Source organism: Bifidobacterium bombi DSM 19703 (assembly GCF_000737845.1).
In the GTDB taxonomy this organism is placed as follows: Bacteria; Actinomycetota; Actinomycetes; order Actinomycetales; family Bifidobacteriaceae; genus Bifidobacterium; species Bifidobacterium bombi.
On record NZ_ATLK01000001.1, the window covers coordinates 1,311,809 to 1,335,270 of the forward strand.

Consider the following 23,462-nt stretch of genomic DNA (forward strand, 5'->3'; position numbering starts at 1 on the left):
CGAGCCGTGTTTACCAAGTAGAATTTTAACTCGGTTGTTTGATGAAGCAATCACGGCTCCGTAGCTCAGTTGGTTAGAGCGCCGCCCTGTCACGGCGGAGGTCACCGGTTCAAGTCCGGCCGGAGTCGCTTGAAGTTCACGTTCGATTTTAGGGCGGGCTCTTCTATGGCTCTGTAGCTCAGTTGGTAGAGCGAACGACTGAAAATCGTTAGGTCAGCGGATCGATGCCGCTCGGAGCCACCATTCTCTTTTGCAGCCATCCTTTATTGTATGCCGGATGGCTCTGTATTCCCAATATGCTGCTCATCATCACCTCTACGCACAAAGCCGTGACCATTCTTGGCACCCAATGCTCATATGCCGAGCATCGCCTCCTGATGTACCGCACAAGGTTCACCGCATCCGCATGTCCGACGGCACACACCACTCGTATTCATTGCGTATCTCTCCGCCTTGAATACGGCAACAGGCAAAAACGAAAGAACGAAACCAGAAAATCGGGATCAGGGAAAGAATTTAAGGGATTATAGGCGCCGCTTCATGCTCTGCGTTCCCTCGTCCGACATGCAATTCAGTGTCGAGCAAAGCCATGACCACAAGCCTGAACCCGGCCCAAATCACAGATTCAGAGTCAAATCCAGCTCGAACTGTTGCTCTGGCTAGGGCTACAGCTCGGTCTCAGATTCAGAATCCCAGTCACGATTCCGATTCAAGCTCGTTTCCATGTCTGACACAGCCGCGAACGCTATCACAACATGAAGGCGCCCCGGCCATGCCGCTACTTCAGCCGCTCTTCCACCCAGTCCACGATATACGGAGCCACACCATCAATCTGGTCGATAGCCACTTCGAAATCCTCCGGACCGCCATACCACGGATCCACAAGGTCTATGTCTGATTCGTGGCCGGGCATCGGTTTGCGCAGCTTCGGGTCGAAGCTACGGTACAGATGAACCTCGCTCCTCTTGGACTCAGGAAGCTGCCTCAACAATGATCGCATATGCGATGCGGTCATGGGAAGAAAAAGGTCGGTTTCCTCAATCTCCTCAGGCGTGATGCGATGGGCAAAATGGCGGTGGGGCAACTCATACCCCCTGTCGCGCAGCACGCGCACAGCCCTACGGTCGATGGGGTTGCCGTATTCCTCGTCGCTCACGCCACTTGATTCCACACGGACTGCGCTGCCGAGACCGCGCTCCTCGAATCTGGTACGCAGGATGATCTCAGCCATCGGCGAGCGGCATATGTTGCCCGTGCACACCGTCATGACCGTGTATGGTTTATGTTCGTTCATGATTCCCTTTCCGCGCCGCCCGACCTGGAATGACCATCAAGAGCGCCGCCTGCCTTTTTCGGACCCACCATATTCTGGCTACCTTTCATGAAGCAGCCCTGTACGAAGCAGCCTCATATGAAGCTGCCCTGCATGAAGCCAATCGGCATGCCTCACGGCAACCGCGTGGGCCGACTCCCAAAGGATCAATCGGGTTCAATCGGCGCATCGACCGTTCGTCGGACGATTCGCAATTGCAGGCACGATTCCGCGCCTGCCTCCGTTGCTTTACGACTTCGCTTTGGCTGGCATCGGTCTCCCGACCAACACCGATACGTCACGAATTCCTGACGTATTCCACGAAGCGGTATGCCTCAATGCCGTCCTCAGGTTTACTCGGAGCAGTCCATTGGCCGGCGCTTTCCACACGCCAATCACCAAGACGCACTAAGGACTCCATATCGGGAGCGGATGTGTCGGCATTCACCTTCTTTTGTATGTAGGTGACGTAGGCCTTGCTGGCATACGGCATGGCAGCCTTAAAAATCTGCGCCCCCCCGATGACCCAGATTTCGCTGCGATCAAGCCCATCATCCGGTATGGCCTCCTGCCGTGCGAAATCAAGCGCCTCGTCGATGCTGGAGACCACTGTGGCACCGTCGGCCTTAAAATCACAGTTGTGCGAGACGACGATGTTATCCCGATTCGAAAGAGGCCTGAACTTGGGATCCAACGAATCCCACGTCCTGCGACCCATGATGACGGGGTGCGAAACGGTCAGCTCTTTGAAACGGCGCATGTCATCGCCCAGATGCCAGGGAATGCCGCCATCCAACCCCAACGCACCATATTGACCATTGTCTTCTTGGGCACAAGCCCAAATGAGGTTCACCGAGAAGGTCTTGACTTCGTCGTCTCCCCAATCCTCGTCCTCTTCAAGCCCGGCAAGTCCGGGCTCGGGTTCGTGATAGCCACTGCGGCTACTGTCATGCTCCATTTCTTATTCTCCTTGAGAGTGCAAACGGAATATATTCTACAAAAGCGAGCAGACTACATCAAGAGTTTGTGAAAAGCCTTGTCTCACAACGTAATCCCAACTCATGCGCGAGACTTTTCAGACCGCAACGGGTGCCTTGATGGCGGGATGGCACTGGTAGCCCACAATCTCGAAATCCTCGTAAGCGTAGTCGAAGATGGAATCGGCCTTGTGGATGCGCATCTGCGGGTACGGATAGGGCTTGCGGCTCAGCTGTTCAAGCACCTGCTCGATGTGGTTGTCGTACACATGGCAATCGCCCCCGGTCCATACGAATTCGCCGGGTTCAAGCCCCGCCTGCTGCGCCATCATGAGCGTCAGAAGCGAGTATGAAGCGATGTTGAAAGGCACGCCGAGGAACATGTCGCAAGAACGCTGATACAACTGACAGGACAGGCGACCATCCGCCACATAGAACTGGAAGAGCGCATGGCAGGGCGGCAGCGCCATCTGATCGACCTCGGCAGGGTTCCATGCAGTGACGATCATGCGGCGCGAATCCGGCTTCGTCTTGATGAGATTCAACACATTGGCGATCTGATCGACGGTGCGATGCGGATCATCGGGCGTGGGTGCCGGCCAGCTGCGCCACTGCACGCCGTAGACCGGACCAAGGTTGCCGTCGGAATCAGCCCACTCATCCCAAATGTGCACATTGTGCTCCTGCAACCAGCGAACGTTACTGGACCCTTGGAGGAACCACAGCAGCTCATAGGCTATGCCCTTGAAAAACACACGCTTGGTGGTGAGCAACGGGAAGGAGTCCTTCAAATCGAAGCGCATCTGCTGCCCGAAAAGCGAAATGGTGCCCGTACCCGTGCGGTCTCCCTTGAGCGTTCCCTGCGTGAGAATCCTACGGACGAGATCCTCGTACGGCATGGGAACGTCGGTTTCAGGACGTGCAGGTATTCGGGCTCGGATGCCCTCAAGCTGTTCTGGTGTCAACATACGCTTCATTCTAGCAATCGGTCATGTACCGATGTGCTTTTGGACGAATCGAGATACCACCCACTACCTGCCACCCACAGTGACATTGTGCGGGCATCTGCGCAGCCTGATACTGACCCGAAAGGAGGGTTTTCTGCCGTTTGCGCTGGCACTGGCGGTCAATGCCATGCCAGATAGATGGGCAATATGCTCGTTGAAAAAGGTGCCGGCGAAGGTCCTTTTACCGGTTGAACCCGCCTACGCTGCGCGATAGAGTTATGCAGGGAACAGAATCAAGCCAAATATTTCAAGGAGACGATATGGCTAAGAGACTATGGGTGGAGCGCAATGACGACGGCTCATGGGACGCATACAGCGATGAGGGTGCGCACCTGAAATTCGGCCACGAAGACGGGCTGTTCAATCCCGGCGATTTGATGAAAATCGCCTTGGCCGCATGCGGAGCACTCTCAAGCCAATTCGCCATCGAAAATACGCTGGGAAAGGGCAAAGGCGCAAAAATCGTGGTGAGCGGCACCTACGATGATGACGATGACGCCTATACGAGCTTCGACGAGCAGCTGGAAGTGGACGCGTCGGGCGCCGAACTCAGCGACCAAGACGTTGACAAGCTCAAGGAACGCATCAAACGCCACATCGCCAAGTCCTGCACGGTAAAGCATACGTATGAGCAGGCTACACCTGTGCGCATGGACGTGAACATACGTAAGTAAGACCACAATCGGTTGAATGTCAGGCCGACACGATCATCGGTTCAGCTTTGTGCCATCAGTACTCGAACCATCGCATAACTTCATCTGTTGTCATTGTGGTTCACTCCTTTGAGATGGTCCTGGTCTGCATGCACGCCCCCCACTGGTCACGAGACACACCGGTAAGACGCTCCAACAAACTACCCCCGGCCACGAACTCGATATCCATATACGACGACACCGTCCGCCTCTCATCCCACACCGAAAGATCAGGATCGGGATTGGCCTCATACACCGAACGCATCACCACACCCACCTCAGGCACCAGGAACGAGAACACCCAAGGCTGCGGGCCGACACGAACATCACGCGCCTGCGAAATCGTAGCCAGCCGGGTACGCCGGTAATCCACACCCTGCACCGCAAGCATGTGATAACGCTCCTCATCGATACCCCGAGCCAGATCCACCAACGGCGCCGGATCGACCCCACCGGCCGCAGCCAAGGCACGCGCCGCATCCACATTGCCCGAACCCACACCCGCAAGCATGCCCTCCTGCGACTCATCGGCGCACCGCACATACAACCCACGGCCGGCAAGACGGAACACACCCGCCAACCCGCTGCACGAAGCGAACGCGCCCTCCCAGCCAGAACTGGGACCCGCCCCCACCAGATTGAACACCTCACGCGACTCCTGCCCCTGCGCGAACCGGCAGAACGTGGCGCCACCAGCACCGAAATACATCGCATACGAACGCGAATCATCCCCACCGGAAGCCGAAGGCATCACACCATCGGCAACAGCGAACGCACAGTCACGCACCGGAGCCACGACCGAAGCCAACGACGCGCACGGCACGCCCTCGCCATCCGTCAACCCCATGCCCGCAAACGCGAACGACAACTCCTGACGCATCCGCCACAACGACGAATCCTCACCCACATAACCGAACGGCAACACCCGAAACGGCACCAGGAACCTCAGATAATCAGGCCCCCCGATCAACGAATACAACTGGGCGGAATCAAACCCCACCGAAGCCAACGAACCCGCCGACCAACCCGGAGTGAACCCGGCGGCCACACCCTGACTCATAACAACCTCCCACAACAAACACAACGAACAACACGACGAACGACGCCAAGCGCCGTACATCAGAAGAGCTTCGGCATCACCCTCCTCTCATACCTCCAACTCAACCGGTCATCCTGCCACAACCACGCCATGAACCGGTCCCACCAACGACGACGGCCGCCACCGGAACCCGCATACCGCTCCTGCAACACCCCCGCGCTTCGCCAGCGCCATACGAGCACGCGCGAACGCCACGAACCCATCCACATCAGACAGCACACGACGATCGACCACGACCGCGCCCGGCGCCACACCGGCCACGCCAGCGAACGGCACATACGCCAACAGATCCATACTCCACCCATACCGGGCAGAAGGAGACAACACCACCGAACGAGGCGTAACACGCACGCAATCCAGGTCGGCCCACGCCGAACGCACCGCGTTCACCTCCCCACGCACCGACACCAACAACTCCACACCCGACTCATCGACCAACAACCTCGCACGCGAAAGCCAACGCGGACCATACTCCTTGACATTGAACTGACGAACCGCCTCACGACCCTCCGGCCCCGACCAACCAGGAAAATCAAACCACTGCGGCCACGAATTCCAAGCAATCCCAAGTTCCCACCAGCACGACGGCCACAACGGAAAACCAAACAACGCAACCGATAAGATGAGAACAAGAAAGAGCCAGAAGTACTTCACTCCCTCGCCATCGAACCCATCACGGTAAAACGAAAAAAGGGAAAGCAGTATCAATCCACCGAGAAAAGCGGTGAAACCCTGGAACTGCAGCCGCTTCGCGCGCCCGTACGCGGTCGACCCGTACAACAGGTCCTCCCACATCGAGGGATCCAACGTGAAATCGAACACGGCACGCACCGGACCACCCTCAGCCGAACCAGCATCAGCCGGACCAGCGGACAGCCCAGCCTCAGAAGAGGCTCTACCCACACTCACGTCATCGCTTCCCATAGTCACCTCCATGAAACCGAATTGGGAAACACCGTACCACTGCCAGCAGCGGCAGGAGCTGCAGCACCGACCGCACCCGCAACACCCGCGGCACCATTTACACCATTCGCACCGGCAGCAGCACCATCATTACCACCGGTCTCCAAGATAAGATCACGCAGGATGCCACCAACCGAATCAGAGGCCAACTGACCACCACTCAACTCGTCAAGGAACGACACATCACCATCCCGATGCAGCTGCACAAGATTGAACACGTCAGCGGCCAGCTCCCAACAACCATCCTGCACGACCAACGCATCGGAACGATCGGACCACCGATCACGCACACCCCTGGGAAACAGCACGACACGAGACAAACGCTTCCAACGACGCGAACGCCTCGCCCTCCTACGAGCCTGACGAATCCTGCCATAGCATTCACGCCACAACACCCAAGGCCGATCCAACGACGACAACGGAATGGACAAACCATCATAATTCCCTATGCGATCCAGATAGGCCATACTCCCATGGGAAAGCTTCAACGAGTCACGATCCTTGTTCGCCGTGACGAACGTCATCAAGCCATGCATCATGCTCGGCCAACGGCGCATCTGCGTGAACGGAATCCTGATCAGGCTCCCATCCCTCGCAAGCTCCTCCACACCCAACTCCGTGACACGCACCTGCACCTGCACCGACATCGAGCAATCCGCCGGATCACCGAACCACTTTACCGGCCCCGGATTCCACGCCCCCATATCAACCCCATGCTTAACAAAATACTCACGAGCTATTGCATCGCGGTTCAACGGAGGCAAAGGAGGCAACACCAACCACCACGCCATAAGCACAAAAAGCGGCGAAAAACGCAAAAATACTAAGCCGGCCCCCAAAAGACTCATATTCCAGAAAATCCAAATGAAACAAGAAAGTTACTATCCACCAATTCAGCGCCACAAACAAAAAGCAGGCCTTACGCAAATACAAGTCGTTCACGACATGATAAAAACCACGGAACACCCTGTAGTCCAGCCTCACGTCAAACGGGCCGGCCAACACCCTCGGATCACCGACACGAGCGGAAAGACCACGCTCATAAAACACATCAAACTCACGATTCGCCTCATCAGCGGCAACAGACAAATCACCACCCACCATCATTTCCCCTTCGGCCCTTGGTATGTTTCCTGCCCGCTAGCATGGGATACTCTATGATTAGCACCCGGCAGCATCTGCGCACCGCCGTCGGCACCGGACACCAAGATAAGATCGCGCAGAACACCACCAATCGAATCAGAGGAAAACTCCTTACCACCACTCAACTCATCAAGGAACGACACATCACCATCCCGATGCTGCCGCACAAGATTGAACACGTCAGCGGCCAGCTCCCAACAACCATCCTGCACGACCAGCGCCTCGGAACGATCCGACCACCGATCACGCACACCCCTGGGAAACAGCACGACACGAGACAGGCGCTTCCAACGACGCGAACGCCTCGCCCTCCTACGAGCCTCGCGTATCCTCCCATAGCATTCACGCCACAACACCCAAGGACGATCCAACGACGACAACGGGACGAACACGCCACGGCCATCCCAGATCCTATGATACATATAAGCGTCATCCCCATCAGAAAGATGCAACGAATCACTGTCCTTGTTCGCTGCAACGAACGACATCAAGCCACGCATCATGCTCGGCCAACGGCGCATCTGCGTGAACGGAATCCTAATCAGGCTCCCGTCCCCCCGCAAGCTCCTCCACACCCAACTCCGTGACACGCACCTGCACCCGCACCGACATCGAATGGTCAGCCGGATCGTTGTACCACTTCTTCGGGCCCGGGTTCCAGGCCTCCATATCAGCCCCATGGATACAGAAGAAATCGCGCGCCGCTTTACTATCCCTGAGGCCCAACATCGAGGGAGGCCGCAACACAAACCACACGGCAATCGCCAGCATCGCCAAAAAGGAAAACACAGCCACCTTGGACCCAAAGGACTCGCCCCTCAACGAATCCAAATCGAAAAGAAAAACCGGAACCAACCACCAGCATAAAACTACGAATACCAAACCACTCTTACGCCAGTACAGATCACTAGCGACATGGAAGGCGGAACGGAACGCCCCGTAGTCCAACCTCACGTCAAACGGGCCGGCCAACACCCTCGCATCACCGACACTAGCGAAAAGGCCACGCTCATAAAACACATCAAATTCACGATTCGCCTCATCAGCGGCAACAGACAAATCACCATCCAGCGTCACCGCCCCATCGGCAACACGAGACTCAGAATCCAATCCCATATCCATTTACCAGCATAACCTCCATCAATCCCTCAGCGGCCACCATCACCGGCAGCCACACCCGCACATCGCCAAGCCGCCGCAGAAACGGACTACTCCTCGTCGCTATTGACGTCAACGATATGGTCTTGAACGAATCTGGAAACAAAATTCGGCAAAAAGAACAGCAGGCACAACAGCAGGCTTGCTACATCATGATACTTGGACTGCCTCCAAATTGCCAGTCCCAGCACAAGGGGAAGCACCTTGGTGAACATCGTTACGAACCAGAACGCTTGGAACGTCCGCATGGAAAGATCGTCGGCCAATCGAACCGTGACCACGCCCATGAAAAAGAACATGAGCGCCATACAAAACAGACCAACACCGAACCACATGTACCGACGCGCGAAGCCAAACACAGGCAGAATACACACGGCACCAACAACGGCGAACACCAATGCTATAGCGAAACAAAACAGCCCTCGGTTCTTGAGACTGCGACGATAAGACCTTTGAGGGACACCAGCACCCTGAAAACCAGCCCCCTGCGAACCAGCGTCATTCAACAACCGACCCTGCGCATCCTCATCGGAAAATCGCAACAGACGAGACATATCAGGGTTTGGAACACCAAACAGACGATAGAGAGACACAGCCAACCTCCTTCTAAACGGTTACATGACTAAAACCAACGACCAATGGCATCTCTTGCGTCTCTGAAATACCGCGTGAACTCCGAACCGTCCTGCCTGGGCGCCATGCTCGCCAAGCCAACCCGCCCCGCTACCATTCGATTCGCCAATCCACATCACCTCTCCATGTGAGAAGACACCACCGGCACCATCAACGTTGGAGCACATCAGACGAATCGGAACCAGCCGAACCAGCCGAAGCAGACACAGGGACGGAAGCAGACGCAACGCCACTCCCGACGACAGGAACACCGACCCCCACGGAAACAGGAGCGACACCGTCACCCACCACCGAACCACCATCCACAGCGGCGGAATCACCCGAAACAGCGGGAGCGGCCACAGCATTGGAACCGGCATTGGGATCGTCCCGCACGGCAAGGAACCCCCTAACGCCATCAGAAAACATTCCAGGCAGGAAAAACAGCATGCACGGCACCAGGAAAATACTCTTGGAACGACCATGACACAACCACACCGTCACGCTCAACACCACGGGCAGCAACTGGGCGAACCTCACCGACCACCAGAAACGACGATACGCCACCTCGGTCGGATCACGAGCCAGACGAAGCACAAGCACACCCATCGGAACAAACACAAGCGACGAGACGCACATCATAAGACCAACCCAAAAAACGACCGGATCCATAACACCATGCCCGGCATCAAGGTCAACCCAAAGGAAATAACCGCCCATCGCCATGAACATGAACGTGGCAAAGAAGCAAACCTTGCCCAAGTTCCTCGTGCGCCGACGGAAGGACTTGTAATGCCTGACATACCACTTCGAACCCTCGACAGGCATCACATTACCCTCATCATCCTCATCAAGGAACCTCAGACCACGCACCGAACCCTCATCGAAACCCCACAACAGATTCCAAAACGACACAACAAACCTCCCTATTGAACACAAGAACTGCGTCATCACAACACAGACGAATTCGAAGAATCCGACAGGCCGGAAGAAACCAGCCGACCAGACAGCTCGAACGGACCGGCAACAACACCTTCAACAGCAGGAGCAACCATCCCAGAGGCCGGGACACCATCCGCATCATCTGCAACGACCGAATCATCACAGGCCACAAGAAATTTCTTCATTGAGCTGCCCACATACACTGCAATACCGAAAGCCAAGAGCATCACACCAGACAGCCGGCCATGAAAGCCCTCGAACAGGGAAAACGTCAGAGCCGCCACTGACGGAACCACCTCAGCCGCCCTGGCAAAGAAACACGAACCGCCGATATCACAGCCAAGACAGCTCCTTGGCCAGTCCCCAAGCAGGTACAAGCTCAAAAGGGCATATGTGAAGGATATAACAAGGAAACAGAAAGAGAACCCAGCATGCAGAGAATCATCATGAATAGCTCCCGAAGTGAAACCCATACTCAACAGGCTGTGAATCACAGCAAAACACAGACACACCACTACCATGGTCTTCATACGACCACGTTTCAAACAGCGCTGTTTGGCAGACAATGGCCCCTTCGCCCGTCTCAACAGCTGCAGCGCATCCCCACCGATGAACAACAGACGACGCGATTCATTAGATTGAGACATGCTCGACTTCGACATAACCAACCTCCATTGAGTCTGAATCGCAATCATCTTATTATCATGTCAAACGCCACCGCAGGCAGTGATGAAATACTACTTTTGCCTTATGCAAGATATGGAATCCATGGCGAGTTACCGTAGTGATATCGCTGCATGAGCGAATAGAACGTTCCCGCCAATCATCCTTCCGCTGCTATAAATTCCATTAGAAATAACACCTCCCCCTGCCAACTACCAGCAAACGAAAACCTTCTCTTCATTCAATACCAGAGTAAGCTCAGCGTGATAATTAAATTTCTATTATTTTTTTATTTACCATACACCATCGCGAGATTTAGCGCAGTATTTATGCACATTAAACTTTGGCATCACATTATCTGCATTTTCAGACAAAAGTGCAGCAATTGTTCATTTTTTTTCTTTCGTGAATACGAAAAATGGCATGAAATTAAAGGTATGATTATTTTCGTGTCATGAAACCGAATCTGACGTAACACCGACTCCAAGAACAATGAGATGAAACCATTCCACCCAACAGAAAGTTTAATGGAGAACTCAGAACATCGTCGTTTATCGAAACGTAAGCAATCTATTACCGGCACAAAGACCGCACTCGGAATAAATCCACCACTATTCAGGAGGTTTCTATGACCGCGCCAAGCCGATTTATATCAAAATCATCAGAAAACTACTACAACTTGTACCCGGCCGTGTCTCAAACCAATGCGCCACAGACCACGGCGCCCTATGCGTCCAATGCCATGTCGCCCTATGCGTATGGACCGTACCCGAACCCCTACCCGGCAGAACAGGCAACACCACCGGCATACGGCCACGGCAGGCCGGCCAGAAGGAAAACCCGCCTGCAGAAGACCCTGACGGCCATCGGCATATGCGCCCTGGCCATCATCCTCCTATTCATGGAAGGAAGAATCGTGGAACACGAACGAAGCCTGCACGACGCCAAATACATAGCCCACAGCCCCGAAGCCATCGCCATCTACGAAAAAGACATGAAAATGCTCGACCCCAAGGCACTGACCAAGGAAGGCAAAATCAAAACCTACAGAATCGACGACGATAGCGTCAAATGGACACCCATGGGATCTATAACCTTGATCATCATCGTCAACGACAACCCCGAACTCAACTTCAACGAAGACCTCGATCGCCCCTACATGGGAGGGGAACGCAAACCACTGAAAGGCAGCGGACCCGCAACATCCTGGGAACTCAACCATCTCGTCAACCCGAAGGAATTCCCACAGGAGCATGCGCCCGTCGCACCGGAAGACGGAACGGAGAGGAGTGACCAATGAGAGACTACACCGATTATGAACGCACCGAAATCTCCCGCAGGGCATACGAAGATTTTAACGTCGGGAAATGTGTCCCCGTGGAGAGATAACCCTAACAGTCCCCCGATCGGTTACGTGGCCCAGAAAGTCAACAACCCCGACAGTGGCCTGCAGGCATACGTGCTCACGGACGAGAAAACCGGTACGCCACCCGACAAAGTCACACACGTGACCGTCCTGTACCGCGGATCCAACGAACCCAAAGACTTCCTCAACCCCGACAGGCAGGCCGCAGAAAGCGTGCTGACCGGCAAAACCGATCAACACGCGCGGAGACAATCAAATCGCCACATCACCTATCAAGTCCCAACACCTACACATCAGCTGAATACCGGAGCCGGAGCCGGAACGGAAAGCTGCTCACTGAGACCTTTGAAGAACATATTGATTTCTTTTTTCTGTTGACGGGCCTGATACAAGCTGCCATTCGCACGGGGATCTGCAGTGATCCTCACAACGCAACCTGACCCATTCGGATTGGGGGCGACAGTGGCCGTCAGGCGATCACCCCAAGTGAACGCACTCCAGCCGGTGGTGAAGAGGCAGGAAAGCTGCCGATCATTGGTTCCGGTAAGTTTGAATTTCGTCATTGAGTTCACAGCGGCCACCACTGCCCGATACGTCCGCACGGGGTCGGTCGGATACACATAACTGGCCTCGTCATGGCGATTGAAGAAACTCATTTTACCTCCTCATTGAGGGCACCGAATTACTTATGCCGCATGTTTCGGATCGATACTTGCCTCCAAGGCTTCCACTTTATCGCTGTCAGCACTCTCCACTGCCACCGTCTGCACGCCGTCGATGGAATCGATGGCGCCTTCTGAACGTGACTTCTCCGCCTCAACGTATTTGCGAGGCACAACATAAACAGGGCCGGCGGCATGCTGAATAAGTCCTTGGCTAGTGGAGCCAACAAGCAGACCCGTGAAACCGCCACGACCTCGCGACCCGACCACCACGACATCATGGTCAAGGCTTGCCTTGGTAAGGGCGTTTACAGCCGACTGCGGGACTATGGTCTTATGAATCTCCAGATTTGCGTGCGCCTCACGCAACGGTTTGAGCATCTCCTCCAAATCTTCCATATAGGAGTCCATGACATCATCCTCATCCGCAACACCCTGCAGCCCAGGGACCGCATCGATGATGTCCAGCTGAGCGTCATTATCGGCTGCGAGATTACCCGCTATCTCGAGGGCTTTGAGCCCCCAAGGGCTGGCATCGATGCCGACCGCCACTTTGGAAATGGTGTTGTTCAGGTGCATGGTGTTGCCGTCATCGTCGGTATACGGCACCACGATAATCGGACAATACGCATACGCCGGAAGCGAGGAACTGGTGGTGCCGAGCAGACGCTCCGCAAGTCCCCCCTTGCCGCGGTTGCCGATGACGATCAGGTTGTAATTGTGTGACAACTCCACAAAGACCGAGGAAGGATCGCCGGTGACGATAAGCGTCTGGGCATCCACGCCCTGCTCCTGCGCCACGGCCTTCGCCTGGGCGAGGATTTCCTGGGCGTCCGCATGTGCGGCATTGTCGTCACCCATGGATGTGTACGTGGAATCAAACGAAACAGCCGCATAACTTGGAAGCGAATACGCACACACAATCTGAAGCTTCAGGCCGGCGTGCTTGGCGTAATTCGCTGCCCACCAAGTCGCTTTATAGCTCGCCTTTGAACCGTCTACACCTACCAAAACGACCTTATCATCTACCATGTTGATACCTCCTTAGGCATCGGTGCCCCCTCGACACCTACCAACTATAGGATAGTCCATTTCGAGGAAAACGCATAACACGGTAAAGTGAACAAAAGCCTTCGACGGGTTCAAAACCTCACAACAACCCCAGCGCAAGTGGTCCTTCTGGGAGCAATCACCTTAACGAGGCAAACCTGCAAATAGACCGTCAAGGGGATGATTCCGACAAATCAAGCGCAAAACATACCCTAAAAAGTATTTTTCATCAAGACACCCGAAAACGAAACTGAAACACCCGGCATGTTCATAGCGCCAACATCCACCCCAACCAGCACCGCACTGAAAAAGGATACGATGATGCTCACCATAAGTCAAAATCATCATTTTTTGCAGAGCGCAACATCACATGAATACAGTGCGGATCAGCGGCCAACAAGCGAATGGCGCATGGCAAAATGCGATTTACAATACACGCGAGATGCTATACCTACCGCCTTGTAATACGTCTACACTGTTTATGGGACTTATCAGAGTGCCTTGCCTAGGATTCGCAGCATGAATAATCATTCCGTTCCCCAAGTAGATAGCAGCATGTGTTTCGTTCGCAATGATATCGCCGGGCATTGCCTCGGCCAAGCTAGGAACCCGGCGACCGGCATTTGCCTGCGCACCGGAGGTCCGTGGTAAGGCTATGCCGAACTGGGAGAACACGTACTGCACGAACCCGGAGCAATCCCAACCAGCTGGGGTGTTGCCACCATGAACATAAGGAACCCTGCCTGCAAACTGCTGAGCAAAGTTGACCAAGTCAGCGGATGTCTTACCATCCGGAGGAGTGACCGTAAACGTTGTGGCGGTCATCAAGGAATCACGCGATTCCGATCGACTTGCGGCGGCGGCTGCAGCGGCATCTTCCGCCGCTTTCCTGGCGGCGGCATCCTTTTCCGCCTGTGACTGGGTCTGGGGAACATTCAAGGATTCCACCCCACCCCAATTCGCCTTCGCATCAACTTCGGAAGCCGTGGACTCACGCAACAGATCCTTACGAACCACATTCATCTTGTGAAAGGAACGAGATGAGGTAACCGAAGGCGCGTCAGTGGCAGCAAAAGCCACAGCCGGCAACATAGTAGCGGTGGAGCCTATAAGGGCAACCGCAGCCAAAGCGGAAACGATCTTCGAAGATTTCGTCATGATAAGAATCCTATCACAAAGCGCAAACATACAAAGTTTACAGATTCACGAATCAGTAGTGAATCACTTGGAGCTGAGCGACCTGTTGGGCGCTGAACGTACGGGAGAACGTCTTGCCGTGCCAAGCGGCTCCCGACTCCGACGTCTCGACCGAACCATCAGCATTGATCTTCTCCACAACGGCCACATGCCCGTAAATCGGATCGCTCGCATACTGACCGGATGCAAAGACCAGGACATCACCCACATGTCTGGCGGAATTATCCACCCAATACCCCAAGGAACGTGCAGAATCGGCCCACATACGCCCATCACCCATGTGCGAACCCACCGGAAGTCCAAGTTGCTGCCGGCGTGTATAAGCCCACCAAGTGCATTCACTGAACGAATAGGCATTGCCCGTGTCACCGGAGTCATGGTTCGGATTGAAACCTACCGGAAGATGGGAGTAGTCATCATCCATAAAAGAGGCGACCCGAGGATTGTTGGCGATGGGCTTCACCATCTGCGAGACATCAAGGTCATCGTCATGGCCAAGACGCCACGTACCGTGACTGTAAGTCTGAGCTTTGTTGTCCGCGACGGTGGTGTCCGGAATGGAATCCCTGTCGGACGAGCGTGAAGCGGCCGAAGAGGAGACCGGCGAAAGCGTGCGTGTAATCGTGGCATCGACATCGGAACGCGCATCAAGACCCGTTGCCCGACCTGAGGAAAGTGATCCCGACACTGCGGTAAGACCCACCAAAGTCGCCAAGGAAACGGAAGCCAGCAGCTGAGACTTGTGGTTCCGCGCCTTCTGTGCCTCCCTCCAGGCCTTTCGCGTCAGAGGCGTCGTTTTGTTCAAATCACACAGAACCGCTTCATCCAAGTTCACCACGGTGCCATTACCAGCCGCCGCCTGAAAAGATCCACCACGTCCTCCAAAAACATGAGAGGCACCAGCAGATGGCGTTTGCTCGATGGTATGGTCTGTAAACGCCCTCATCCAAGAGACACCGAAATTAGCCTTATGCCTAGCATGAGAGCCTGAGCGCGAACGCCCGGAGGCAGTCGGCGGCACCGCAGAAACCGAACCTGCGCTGCTGCCGCCCCTCAGTGCTTTATGCGCTGCGTGCTTCATGCAATACTCCTTAGAAATTTTTTGCCAACTCGTTCAGACCATCTCATAGTCGGTATAAGCACAGCTTTGTGAAAACCCGCCATGCATATGACCCACAAACTTGTTACTGCGCCTTCAAGCATACCAATTCCACCCTCGCTTTTCCAGTTCAAATGCACAGTTCATCTCAAAATGTCGCATATTCAGTGAGTAAGGAGTGCCTTAGCGGCGTGTCTTTGCAAAAGCTTATTGAAAGCTGAAAAACTGCTTATAATCTCTGCGCGAACTCAGGGATTACGCGAATCCCGTAACGGACCAAAAGATCAGATTTGCGTGGCAGCGCACACGTAAGAACCCTCGGCGGGTGGAGTAGAAACGCCTCGCCGAGCATCACTGGCAGAGCCGAGGCCGGGCATCGCCCTGGAGCTGGCAACCACATGCCCACCGCTGACGCCGACCGCATCAGCATGACCATCAAAAGACCTTAACGAAGGCCCTTCACTGCCCATACGATCACGCCAACCATCGACAAGAAGCACCCCCTCCTGTCTCACCTCGTCAGCAGCACTGCGAATTTCCAACCATCCATCGCAAGCGGGAACGAACACGGCCTCACCCCGGCCAATCACGCATCGTTGCGAAGCGGTGACGCACTGCACCGCACCTTGTGTACACACCACGATGCGCGGTCCGAAATGCCTTTGAAGACGGCGAGCCCCCGCCACCAATCGGCCGTAGCGATGCCTTAGATGGGAGATGAGCGGCCACTGCCCCCCCTGATGGCCGACCTGCCCATAGGTCAACATGAATTCGTCTATTCGCGGTCGATACACGACGTGGTTGCCGGCAAGCGCCTCAGGCAGATTGACGCTTGGGTCGTATGGGGGCGGCCGGACGACAGTTCACAGTCCGAAGGAAACCAGCTATGTTCTTATGCTTCGTCGTAAGCCCCGCCCGCAGGACATTGTCGGAATTCGTCATAATCTCTGCCGCCGTCCCATGAATGTAAGCGTGCGGCGTGCCGGCGGGGATGAACACGGCGTCCCCCTCAGTCAACGCCACTGGATTCATCATCAGCAAGGCCAACGAACTCGGATCCTCATGGAACGTCTCACAAGCCTTCAGCGCATAGGCAAACGAGAGCGCGGACGTTTCACCGCCAGCCCTCCCGGCGGCGAAACGCAACGCATCGGCAAGCCCCTTCCCCTCATCGCCAGATGCACAGACACATGCACGGAAAGCGCGAAAAATCCGCCGTCTTGAAGGCGAAGCGAACTTGGCCCCTGGAGGCATCATGAAATCCCCATCGTCGCTCTGGGAACCACTGTCGGAAGCTCGCCCATCATCATAAGCCACATCAGCAGATCGGACGGCTATATCTTGGCCCTCCCGAGCAAAGCTTTCTTCACCACTTTCCGCGGAATTTCCCACATCATGGTCTCCAACGCCGAGGAACCCGGAAGTCGGGAAACCGGAACGTCCACGAGTCAGAGCCCGCAACATCCTTTGAGCCACGGGATGATCAACCTCAGCCAGATTGGATATCATCGTCACCAAAGGAGCGAAGCCAATGGATGCCTCAAACGGCTCCAAAGCAACGACCATCTCGCTTTTCGCGACGGGATCGCTGAATGAACGCTCCGGGTCGCCGAAAGGAACTCCTGCAAGGTTCTCCGCGTTATAACCGGTACGCGCTTCGAAATCGACCGGGTGAACCTGGAGTGAAAGCGGTATTCGTGCGGAGATGATCTTAAGCAGATACGGCAGCACAGGACCGAACTTCGCGGAACATCGATAGCCGAGCATCTCCTGCGGATTGCTCGCGATGAGATCGGGAAGGGTCATCAAATCAGGTGTCGCGACAATGGAAGGGGAACCTGCATGGGCGCTGAACCACATCTCGGCAAGGGGCTTCCCCCTATCCGGCCCGGCCTCGACGACCGACGGATCCGAGGCGAACATACGCTGCAGGCTGCCGTACGAGCCCCAGGCGTAATCTTTCGCCACCGGTCGGATCGGATACACAGCTCGCCTTTCTTGCCGCAGGACACAAAACGACGCCGTGCGTATTCAAACATACGTCGCCTTGGACCTTCCAAGTCGCTGAACACGGTATGCGCCGTATCAGCCGTATCACCTCAATAAGCTTACGCCACACAGGGCCGAACGATGAACGTCACCATACACAACAGTGCAAGGGCGCCGAAACGGAGAGCCAGGACCGCACCCAATCGAACCAATCCAACCTCGCGCACACGAACGAAAACGTCGCGTCGTAATGTACTTCCGGCCCAGGGGATGCTTGACACTATAGTGAGCAACATGAAGTTAGCTCCAATCATCAATCCAGAAGCCTGTAGACCCGCTCCAAAACCGGTGCAAGTGGATTTACGCAAAGTATTCCTGGTAATATCGTGCGATTGGTTGGTGGCGCTTGTCATTTCACTGATTCTTCTCGCAACGGGGTTCCACGTCACCGAGGCCGTCATCATCTGCACGGGCGGAGTCGCGATAGGCATCTGCCTGCTGATATGGGAGGCCTTTGATCGCAGGGATTACCGGCGTTTAGGTATGTAGAGAACAAAGAGGCGTTTTTGCACCAGCGAATCCCTGCATGAATGCCTTGAACAGTGAGCCCTCTTCGACGGCACGTCGAGAGGGCTCACTGAGTCGACAATCCAGGCGAACGGCACCTAGACGCGCCGTTCGCCTGCCGTTCACTTCTTGGCTTGGCCTTGGGCTGCAACGGCAGCGGCACCAGCGGCCGCCGCTTCAGGATCAAGGTATTCGCCGCGAGGCTTGACCGGCTTCATATTCTCATCCAAATCATAGACCAGCGGGATACCTGTCGGGATGTTGACCTTGGCTATCTCTTCTTCGCTGAGCCCGTCGAGCATCTTCACGATGGCACGAAGGGAATTGCCGTGCGCGGCGATAAGGACGGTCTTGCCGCTCTTGAGCTCAGGAACGATCTCAGATTCCCAATACGGAGTCACACGAGTCACCACATTGGCCAAAGCCTCAGCCTCAGGAACCGGCTCGCCTGCATAACGCGGGTCATGGTTCTGGGCAAATTCGCTATCCGGGTTGATGTCCGGAGGCGGAGTGCCGTAGGAACGGCGCCACACCATGAACTGCTCATCACCATATTCTTCGCGGATCTGCGATTTATCCTTGCCTTGGAGAGCACCATAATGACGCTCGTTGAGCCGCCAGCTACGCTTCACCGGAATCCAAAGGCGATCAGCGGCATCAAGGGCGTAATTCGCAGTGTTGATGGCACGGCGCAGTAGAGACGTGAAGACGATGTCAGGCAATACGTTCTTCTCTTTGAGAAGTTCGCCGCCATGCTTCGCTTCCGCTACACCCTGCTCGGTGAGTGGCACATCTACCCAACCAGTGAACTGGTTTGTTTTATTCCATGCGCTCTGGCCATGCCGGAGCAATACCAATCTATATGTCATATCTGCAATTCTAGACGCTGAAGCGGACGGATGGTGAATACCATGTGAACGCTCTCTTGGAACTGATCTAAAACCTTGCAGTGCCGCTGATGCCAGCAACTTGGGCACGGCAGGAACGCAACCCGCTCCAAAAGGCACGACGGCGTATGATTCGACGGCACAACGGCACACGATATATCTTGACACACCATCGCACGGCACACGCAACAGCGGCCATATATGCCTGGTTTCACAACGGCACGTGCTGATTCACAACAGCACAGACACCTCCGCAATGACGAACACCACGGAGAAAAGCAGTACCGTCATGCTGCACATGGGCAACGCCTTGGGAAAGTTCCCCGACCTTACCGCAACGACCATCGCCAACGCCACTTTGACGCATAATGCCGCGAACAAGAGCGCAATCACCGTCAGAACGATACCGATGAAACGAGCCCCGCCGGATTCAAGGAACACCATTGTAAGAGGCAGGAACGCGATGACGACCGTCAGAACAAGCGGAACCAAGTAAGTCACAAAAAGCACGGATCGCGCACGCGACCTGCCCAAACACACGCCGAGTGTGCGTTTGCCACTCACCCTGTCTTCTTCGACGTCACGAAGATTGTTGACCATCAAGATGGCGCACGAAAACAGGCCGCAAAGCACGGCACCGATGATGCCATGCACGTCCACGTGACCCGCTAGGACGTACTGGGTCCCCAGAACGGCAGCCAAGCCGAAGAAGAGGAACACACCCACCTCACCGAATCCGGCGTACCCGTACGGATGCCTACCGCCTGTATAGAACCACCCCGCCAGCAGACACAGGACACCGAGGATCAGCAACCACCAGTGGCCGGTGATGAGGACAATCGCCAGACCAGCCACACACGCGACCGCAGCATTGATGCCCGCAACGGCCAACACATGGTTTGGAGGAACAAGGCCCGAGGCGGTAATGCGCTGCGGCTTGGCGGTTTTCGTCTCGCAATCACCACGACCTGCGTCGGTGCCGCGCACACCATCCGAATAGTCATTTGCGAAATTCACCGAAATCTGAAGAAACAGCGCTACCACGACGCACAACAGCGCAAGGACGACGAACAAGGCGACGCCGGTACCAGTAAGCGGGCGTTCGACCGCACCGGCATACGTGGCGAAGCATTGCGGCAACGACCCTGCACCTGACGCACACATCTGGGACGCCTTCAAAGTGCGCAACCCCGCAGCGACGCCGACCACAACCGGTGCTATCGAAGCGGGCAACGTTTTGGGGCGCAGACCGGAAATCCATAAAGCTTTGTTTTTCAAAGCGATCACTTCCTTATTTCAAACAATGGCGACATGAAAAAGTGGACAACGCTTTGCGCAAAGGCTATGACGCAAGCACCCTTCTGCAAACCCTGCCGTAGCTGATGCCGCGTGCGGTGCCGTAGGCGGTTTTGCAGACCCGCACCGTAGGCGGTTTCGCGGACCGTACCTAACGGCCCTGCCTAGACCGTGCCGTAAAAGGGCCACCATAGACCATTTTGCGCAAGCCACGCCAAAGCCCCGCATCAAACTCTAAAATGGGCTGAAACCCAGGTGCTCCATCGCCACACGCTCAATTCAACGGTTTGACCAACGGGAAGGTGATGGTGTCGCGGATGGTCGCGCCGGTGAGGGCGATGAGCAAACGGTCGATGCCCATACCCATGCCACCTGCCGGAGGCATACCCACGCCCAACGCCTCGAGGAAGTCCTCGTCGATATCCATGGCCTCGACATCTCCTGCGAGCGCATCCTTGGCCTGCGCCACGAAACGTTCCCGCTGCACCACCGGATCATTGAGCTCTGAATAGCCGGTAGCCAGCTCAAAGCCACGTACATACAAATCCCACTTCTCCACCATACCCGGCTTGGAACGATGGGCCTTCACCAACGGGCTTGTCTCCACCGGGAAATCACGCACGAAGGTCGGTTCATACAAATCATCCTCATAGAAATGCTCCCAAAGATGCTCGACGAGCTTGCCGTGGTTTTCGACCTCGTCACGCTCCACACCGAGCTTGTCGGCGATGGTTCCAAGGTGCTCCACCGACGTTTCCGGAGTGATCTCCTCGCCAAGTGACTGCGAAAGCGACCCATACATGGTAATCTGCTTCCATTCACCGCCGAAGTCATAGTCGCTGCCGTCCTGCAAAGTCACCTTGGTGGAGCCGAAAGCATCGATTGCCGCGTTCTGAATGAGGTTTTTCGTCAGGTCCGCGATGGTGTCGTAATTGCCATACGCCTGATACGCCTCCAGCATGGTGAATTCGGGGGCATGGGTGCCGTCCACGCCCTCATTGCGGAAGTCGCGGTTGATCTCGAAGACACGCTCGATGCCACCCACCAGGCAGCGTTTGAGGAACAACTCCGGAGCGATGCGCAGGTACAAGTCGATGTCGAAAGCATTCATATGAGTGGTGAACGGCCGTGCGGCGGCGCCGCCGTGAACCGTCTGGAGCATGGGTGTCTCAACCTCCAGGAAGTCACGCTTCGCGAAGGTGTTGCGCAACGAAGTCACCACATGGGAACGACGGCGCACCATGTTGCGAACCTTTTCATCAGCGATCATGCCGATGTATGGCTTGCGGATGCGGGTGTCATCCGTGAGTTCCTTGTGCAGTGCAGGCAACGGCTGCAACGCCTTAGAAGCGATCCGCCATTGCGAGGCGAACACCGAAAGCTCACCGGTCTTACTGGCGATGACGCGGCCCTTGAGGAAAAGATGATCGCCCAAATCGACCATCTGCTTGAACTCCTTGAGACTATCGGCACCAACCTCCTTCTTCGAGATCATGCCTTGTATTTTGGTGCCGTCACCGGCGGAGAGCTGGACGAAGCATAGTCCGCCTCCATTGCGCAGGAAAAGGACACGGCCGGCGATGCCCACGACATCCTGGGTCTCCTCACCGGCTTCGAGCTTGCCGTTATACCGAGCACGCACCGCCTCGATGGTATCCGTCACGTCAAGATGCACCGGATACGGCTGCTCGCCGTTCTTCAGCATCAACGCACGTTTGGCTACGCGCATCTGCACCTGTTCAGGATGCGCCTCGGGGCCGAACTCGGCATTCGTTGGATCGATGGCCTCATCCAACGAGGCACCGCCCGCCACCTTGCCGGCAATGGCTTCGTCCTGACGCAAGAGCAGCTCGGCACGCTCCACGGTGGTCATATGAGGAGCCGTGGCGCTTGTTTCCGGTTCACCAGTGTTTTCCTTGATATCATTCACTTCACTCATGCCACAAAGTTTACTGAGAAGCCGATACACTTCGCCTTTACGTAACAAAAAGTGACGGAAAACGGCATAAAGAGACACGGCTTAATCCACCATGCCACAATCACAACAATATATGATGAAAACTGGCACAAAAGACCACCTTCATGGAATGGTGGGCTGCGTCCCCTCCGGAGACCTCACCAACGCCGTTATCTGCACGGGATGCGAAATACGCAGGCAACGTATCATCACCTTGGAAAGGAACGGGCGCACACCAGCATACAGTGAAAAGAGCGTGACGTAGGTCTGCGCACAAACCCGTCATGAATGGAACCGGTTCACAAACGGAAATAGACGCAGAAAGCCAGTCATAGAAGAAGTCGGCGGCTAAACCCGCCAAACCTCCAAATCGACAACCAAAACCACCAACCCCAACCGACCACTGAAACCACCAACCCCAACTGACCGCTGAAACCACCAACCCCAACCAAACCGACACGCTCAAAGAACGAAGCCCAGGGTGAGGCGTATAATCACTTACGTTGTTAATCGGGCTGTAGCGCAGCTTGGTAGCGCGCTTCGTTCGGGACGAAGAGGCCGCGAGTTCAAATCTCGCCAGCCCGACCAACATTTTCGTTGCATTCTGTGGCAATTCCGTCCCATTTATATACTTGGTGGCTGGTATACAGTCTGCTTTTCATGCACTGTAGCGTGAAGACGAAGGAGGCATGGGCCGCAGGACTACGGAACTACAGGTTGCAGAGCTACAGAACTACAAGGCACAGGGCCACCGAGCAATACGAACACATACGAACCGTGAAGGCGGTAAGGTTCATACACAAGACCCATTAAGCAGATCAAAA

Annotated in this window: 24 protein-coding genes and 3 tRNA genes; 6 read left to right on the forward strand and 21 right to left on the reverse strand. The window is 55.4% G+C overall.

Features of this window, described 5'->3' with window-relative positions; all coding sequences use genetic code 11:
* Nucleotides 1–54 precede the first annotated feature (54 nt).
* Both BBOMB_RS05100 and BBOMB_RS05105 read left to right on the forward strand, forming a co-directional pair.
* Nucleotides 55–128 (forward strand) — tRNA-Asp (locus tag BBOMB_RS05100).
* A 39-nt stretch (nucleotides 129–167) separates the two neighbouring features.
* Nucleotides 168–243 (forward strand) — tRNA-Phe (locus BBOMB_RS05105).
* 535 nt (nucleotides 244–778) lie between these two features.
* Here BBOMB_RS05105 and BBOMB_RS05110 read toward each other — a convergent pair.
* From BBOMB_RS05110 to BBOMB_RS05120, 3 genes are all read right to left on the reverse strand, one after another.
* Nucleotides 779–1,294 carry a low molecular weight protein-tyrosine-phosphatase gene (locus BBOMB_RS05110; protein ID WP_044088081.1) on the reverse strand — a complete coding sequence of 172 codons (516 nt, stop codon included), beginning with the start codon at nucleotides 1,292–1,294 and terminating at the stop codon, nucleotides 779–781.
* Nucleotides 1,295–1,610: 316 nt separating this feature from the next.
* Complete coding sequence (locus BBOMB_RS05115; RefSeq protein ID WP_044088080.1) at nucleotides 1,611–2,270, reverse strand: dihydrofolate reductase; 660 nt, start codon at nucleotides 2,268–2,270, stop codon at nucleotides 1,611–1,613.
* Nucleotides 2,271–2,387: 117 nt separating this feature from the next.
* On the reverse strand, nucleotides 2,388–3,257 hold the full coding sequence (locus BBOMB_RS05120; RefSeq protein ID WP_044088078.1) for a thymidylate synthase: 870 nt from the start codon (nucleotides 3,255–3,257) through the stop codon (nucleotides 2,388–2,390).
* Nucleotides 3,258–3,556: 299 nt separating this feature from the next.
* On the opposite strand from BBOMB_RS05120, the gene BBOMB_RS05125 reads away from it, so the two are divergent.
* Nucleotides 3,557–3,970, forward strand: coding sequence for an OsmC family protein (locus BBOMB_RS05125; RefSeq protein WP_044088077.1), 414 nt, complete (start codon nucleotides 3,557–3,559; stop codon nucleotides 3,968–3,970).
* Between the two features lie 100 nt (nucleotides 3,971–4,070).
* Here BBOMB_RS05125 and BBOMB_RS05130 read toward each other — a convergent pair whose 3' ends face one another.
* The 9 genes from BBOMB_RS05130 to BBOMB_RS05170 all read right to left on the reverse strand — a co-directional run bounded on the left by BBOMB_RS05130 (nucleotide 4,071) and on the right by BBOMB_RS05170 (nucleotide 10,567).
* Nucleotides 4,071–5,048 carry a hypothetical protein gene (locus tag BBOMB_RS05130; RefSeq protein WP_044088076.1) on the reverse strand — a complete coding sequence of 326 codons (978 nt, stop codon included), beginning with the start codon at nucleotides 5,046–5,048 and terminating at the stop codon, nucleotides 4,071–4,073.
* Nucleotides 5,049–5,156: 108 nt separating this feature from the next.
* Nucleotides 5,157–6,011: a hypothetical protein gene (locus BBOMB_RS05135; protein WP_044093285.1), complete on the reverse strand. Its 855-nt coding sequence runs from the start codon at nucleotides 6,009–6,011 to the stop codon at nucleotides 5,157–5,159.
* A 2-nt stretch (nucleotides 6,012–6,013) separates the two neighbouring features.
* A complete protein-coding gene (locus BBOMB_RS05140) occupies nucleotides 6,014–6,754 on the reverse strand; it encodes a hypothetical protein (RefSeq protein ID WP_044093286.1) in 741 nt (246 codons plus the stop codon).
* A 25-nt stretch (nucleotides 6,755–6,779) separates the two neighbouring features.
* Entirely contained in the window at nucleotides 6,780–7,154 is a 375-nt protein-coding gene (locus BBOMB_RS05145) for a hypothetical protein (protein WP_238549896.1), read from the reverse strand.
* The gene (locus BBOMB_RS05150; RefSeq protein WP_162176040.1) at nucleotides 7,154–7,768 is read right to left on the reverse strand and encodes a hypothetical protein; all 615 of its coding nucleotides are present in this window, start codon (nucleotides 7,766–7,768) and stop codon (nucleotides 7,154–7,156) included. The genes BBOMB_RS05145 and BBOMB_RS05150 overlap by 1 nt, the downstream gene beginning before the upstream one ends.
* Complete coding sequence (locus tag BBOMB_RS05155) at nucleotides 7,731–8,309, reverse strand: hypothetical protein (protein ID WP_156097135.1); 579 nt, start codon at nucleotides 8,307–8,309, stop codon at nucleotides 7,731–7,733. Before BBOMB_RS05155 ends, BBOMB_RS05150 begins: the two co-directional genes overlap by 38 nt.
* 92 nt (nucleotides 8,310–8,401) lie before the next feature.
* Nucleotides 8,402–8,944, reverse strand: coding sequence for a hypothetical protein (locus BBOMB_RS05160; RefSeq protein WP_044087976.1), 543 nt, complete (start codon nucleotides 8,942–8,944; stop codon nucleotides 8,402–8,404).
* A 190-nt stretch (nucleotides 8,945–9,134) separates the two neighbouring features.
* Entirely contained in the window at nucleotides 9,135–9,878 is a 744-nt protein-coding gene (locus BBOMB_RS05165) for a hypothetical protein (protein WP_044087977.1), read from the reverse strand.
* Between the two features lie 35 nt (nucleotides 9,879–9,913).
* Complete coding sequence (locus tag BBOMB_RS05170; protein ID WP_044087978.1) at nucleotides 9,914–10,567, reverse strand: hypothetical protein; 654 nt, start codon at nucleotides 10,565–10,567, stop codon at nucleotides 9,914–9,916.
* Nucleotides 10,568–11,196: 629 nt separating this feature from the next.
* Between BBOMB_RS05170 and BBOMB_RS07655 the strand changes: the two genes are divergently transcribed.
* Nucleotides 11,197–11,868: a DUF1310 family protein gene (locus BBOMB_RS07655; protein ID WP_052377502.1), complete on the forward strand. Its 672-nt coding sequence runs from the start codon at nucleotides 11,197–11,199 to the stop codon at nucleotides 11,866–11,868.
* Nucleotides 11,869–12,227: 359 nt separating this feature from the next.
* Here the strand turns inward: BBOMB_RS07655 and BBOMB_RS05180 are convergent, their stop codons facing one another.
* The 6 genes from BBOMB_RS05180 to BBOMB_RS05200 all read right to left on the reverse strand — a co-directional run bounded on the left by BBOMB_RS05180 (nucleotide 12,228) and on the right by BBOMB_RS05200 (nucleotide 17,910).
* Complete coding sequence (locus BBOMB_RS05180; RefSeq protein ID WP_044087984.1) at nucleotides 12,228–12,590, reverse strand: hypothetical protein; 363 nt, start codon at nucleotides 12,588–12,590, stop codon at nucleotides 12,228–12,230.
* 30 nt (nucleotides 12,591–12,620) lie between these two features.
* Nucleotides 12,621–13,628 carry a universal stress protein gene (locus BBOMB_RS05185; RefSeq protein WP_044087985.1) on the reverse strand — a complete coding sequence of 336 codons (1,008 nt, stop codon included), beginning with the start codon at nucleotides 13,626–13,628 and terminating at the stop codon, nucleotides 12,621–12,623.
* Between the two features lie 444 nt (nucleotides 13,629–14,072).
* Nucleotides 14,073–14,804 carry a C40 family peptidase gene (locus BBOMB_RS05190; protein WP_044087986.1) on the reverse strand — a complete coding sequence of 244 codons (732 nt, stop codon included), beginning with the start codon at nucleotides 14,802–14,804 and terminating at the stop codon, nucleotides 14,073–14,075.
* Between the two features lie 52 nt (nucleotides 14,805–14,856).
* A complete protein-coding gene (locus tag BBOMB_RS05195; RefSeq protein ID WP_044087987.1) occupies nucleotides 14,857–15,924 on the reverse strand; it encodes a CHAP domain-containing protein in 1,068 nt (355 codons plus the stop codon).
* A 302-nt stretch (nucleotides 15,925–16,226) separates the two neighbouring features.
* Nucleotides 16,227–16,709, reverse strand: coding sequence for a hypothetical protein (locus BBOMB_RS07660; protein ID WP_052377503.1), 483 nt, complete (start codon nucleotides 16,707–16,709; stop codon nucleotides 16,227–16,229).
* Between the two features lie 49 nt (nucleotides 16,710–16,758).
* Entirely contained in the window at nucleotides 16,759–17,910 is a 1,152-nt protein-coding gene (locus tag BBOMB_RS05200) for a type I phosphomannose isomerase catalytic subunit (RefSeq protein ID WP_238549897.1), read from the reverse strand.
* A gap of 315 nt (nucleotides 17,911–18,225) precedes the next feature.
* On the opposite strand from BBOMB_RS05200, the gene BBOMB_RS05205 reads away from it, so the two are divergent.
* Nucleotides 18,226–18,480, forward strand: a complete 255-nt coding sequence (locus tag BBOMB_RS05205; RefSeq protein ID WP_044087994.1) for a hypothetical protein — start codon at nucleotides 18,226–18,228, stop codon at nucleotides 18,478–18,480.
* Between the two features lie 140 nt (nucleotides 18,481–18,620).
* Here the strand turns inward: BBOMB_RS05205 and BBOMB_RS05210 are convergent, their stop codons facing one another.
* The 3 genes from BBOMB_RS05210 to lysS form a co-directional block, all read right to left on the reverse strand.
* The gene (locus tag BBOMB_RS05210; protein WP_044087988.1) at nucleotides 18,621–19,367 is read right to left on the reverse strand and encodes a phosphoglyceromutase; all 747 of its coding nucleotides are present in this window, start codon (nucleotides 19,365–19,367) and stop codon (nucleotides 18,621–18,623) included.
* Between the two features lie 249 nt (nucleotides 19,368–19,616).
* The gene (gene menA / locus BBOMB_RS05215; protein ID WP_044087995.1) at nucleotides 19,617–20,663 is read right to left on the reverse strand and encodes a 1,4-dihydroxy-2-naphthoate octaprenyltransferase; all 1,047 of its coding nucleotides are present in this window, start codon (nucleotides 20,661–20,663) and stop codon (nucleotides 19,617–19,619) included.
* 292 nt (nucleotides 20,664–20,955) lie between these two features.
* Nucleotides 20,956–22,554: a lysine--tRNA ligase gene (lysS, locus tag BBOMB_RS05220; RefSeq protein WP_238549925.1), complete on the reverse strand. Its 1,599-nt coding sequence runs from the start codon at nucleotides 22,552–22,554 to the stop codon at nucleotides 20,956–20,958.
* A gap of 595 nt (nucleotides 22,555–23,149) precedes the next feature.
* Between lysS and BBOMB_RS05225 the strand changes: the two genes are divergently transcribed.
* A tRNA-Pro gene (locus tag BBOMB_RS05225) sits at nucleotides 23,150–23,226 on the forward strand.
* Nucleotides 23,227–23,462: the final 236 nt, after the last annotated feature.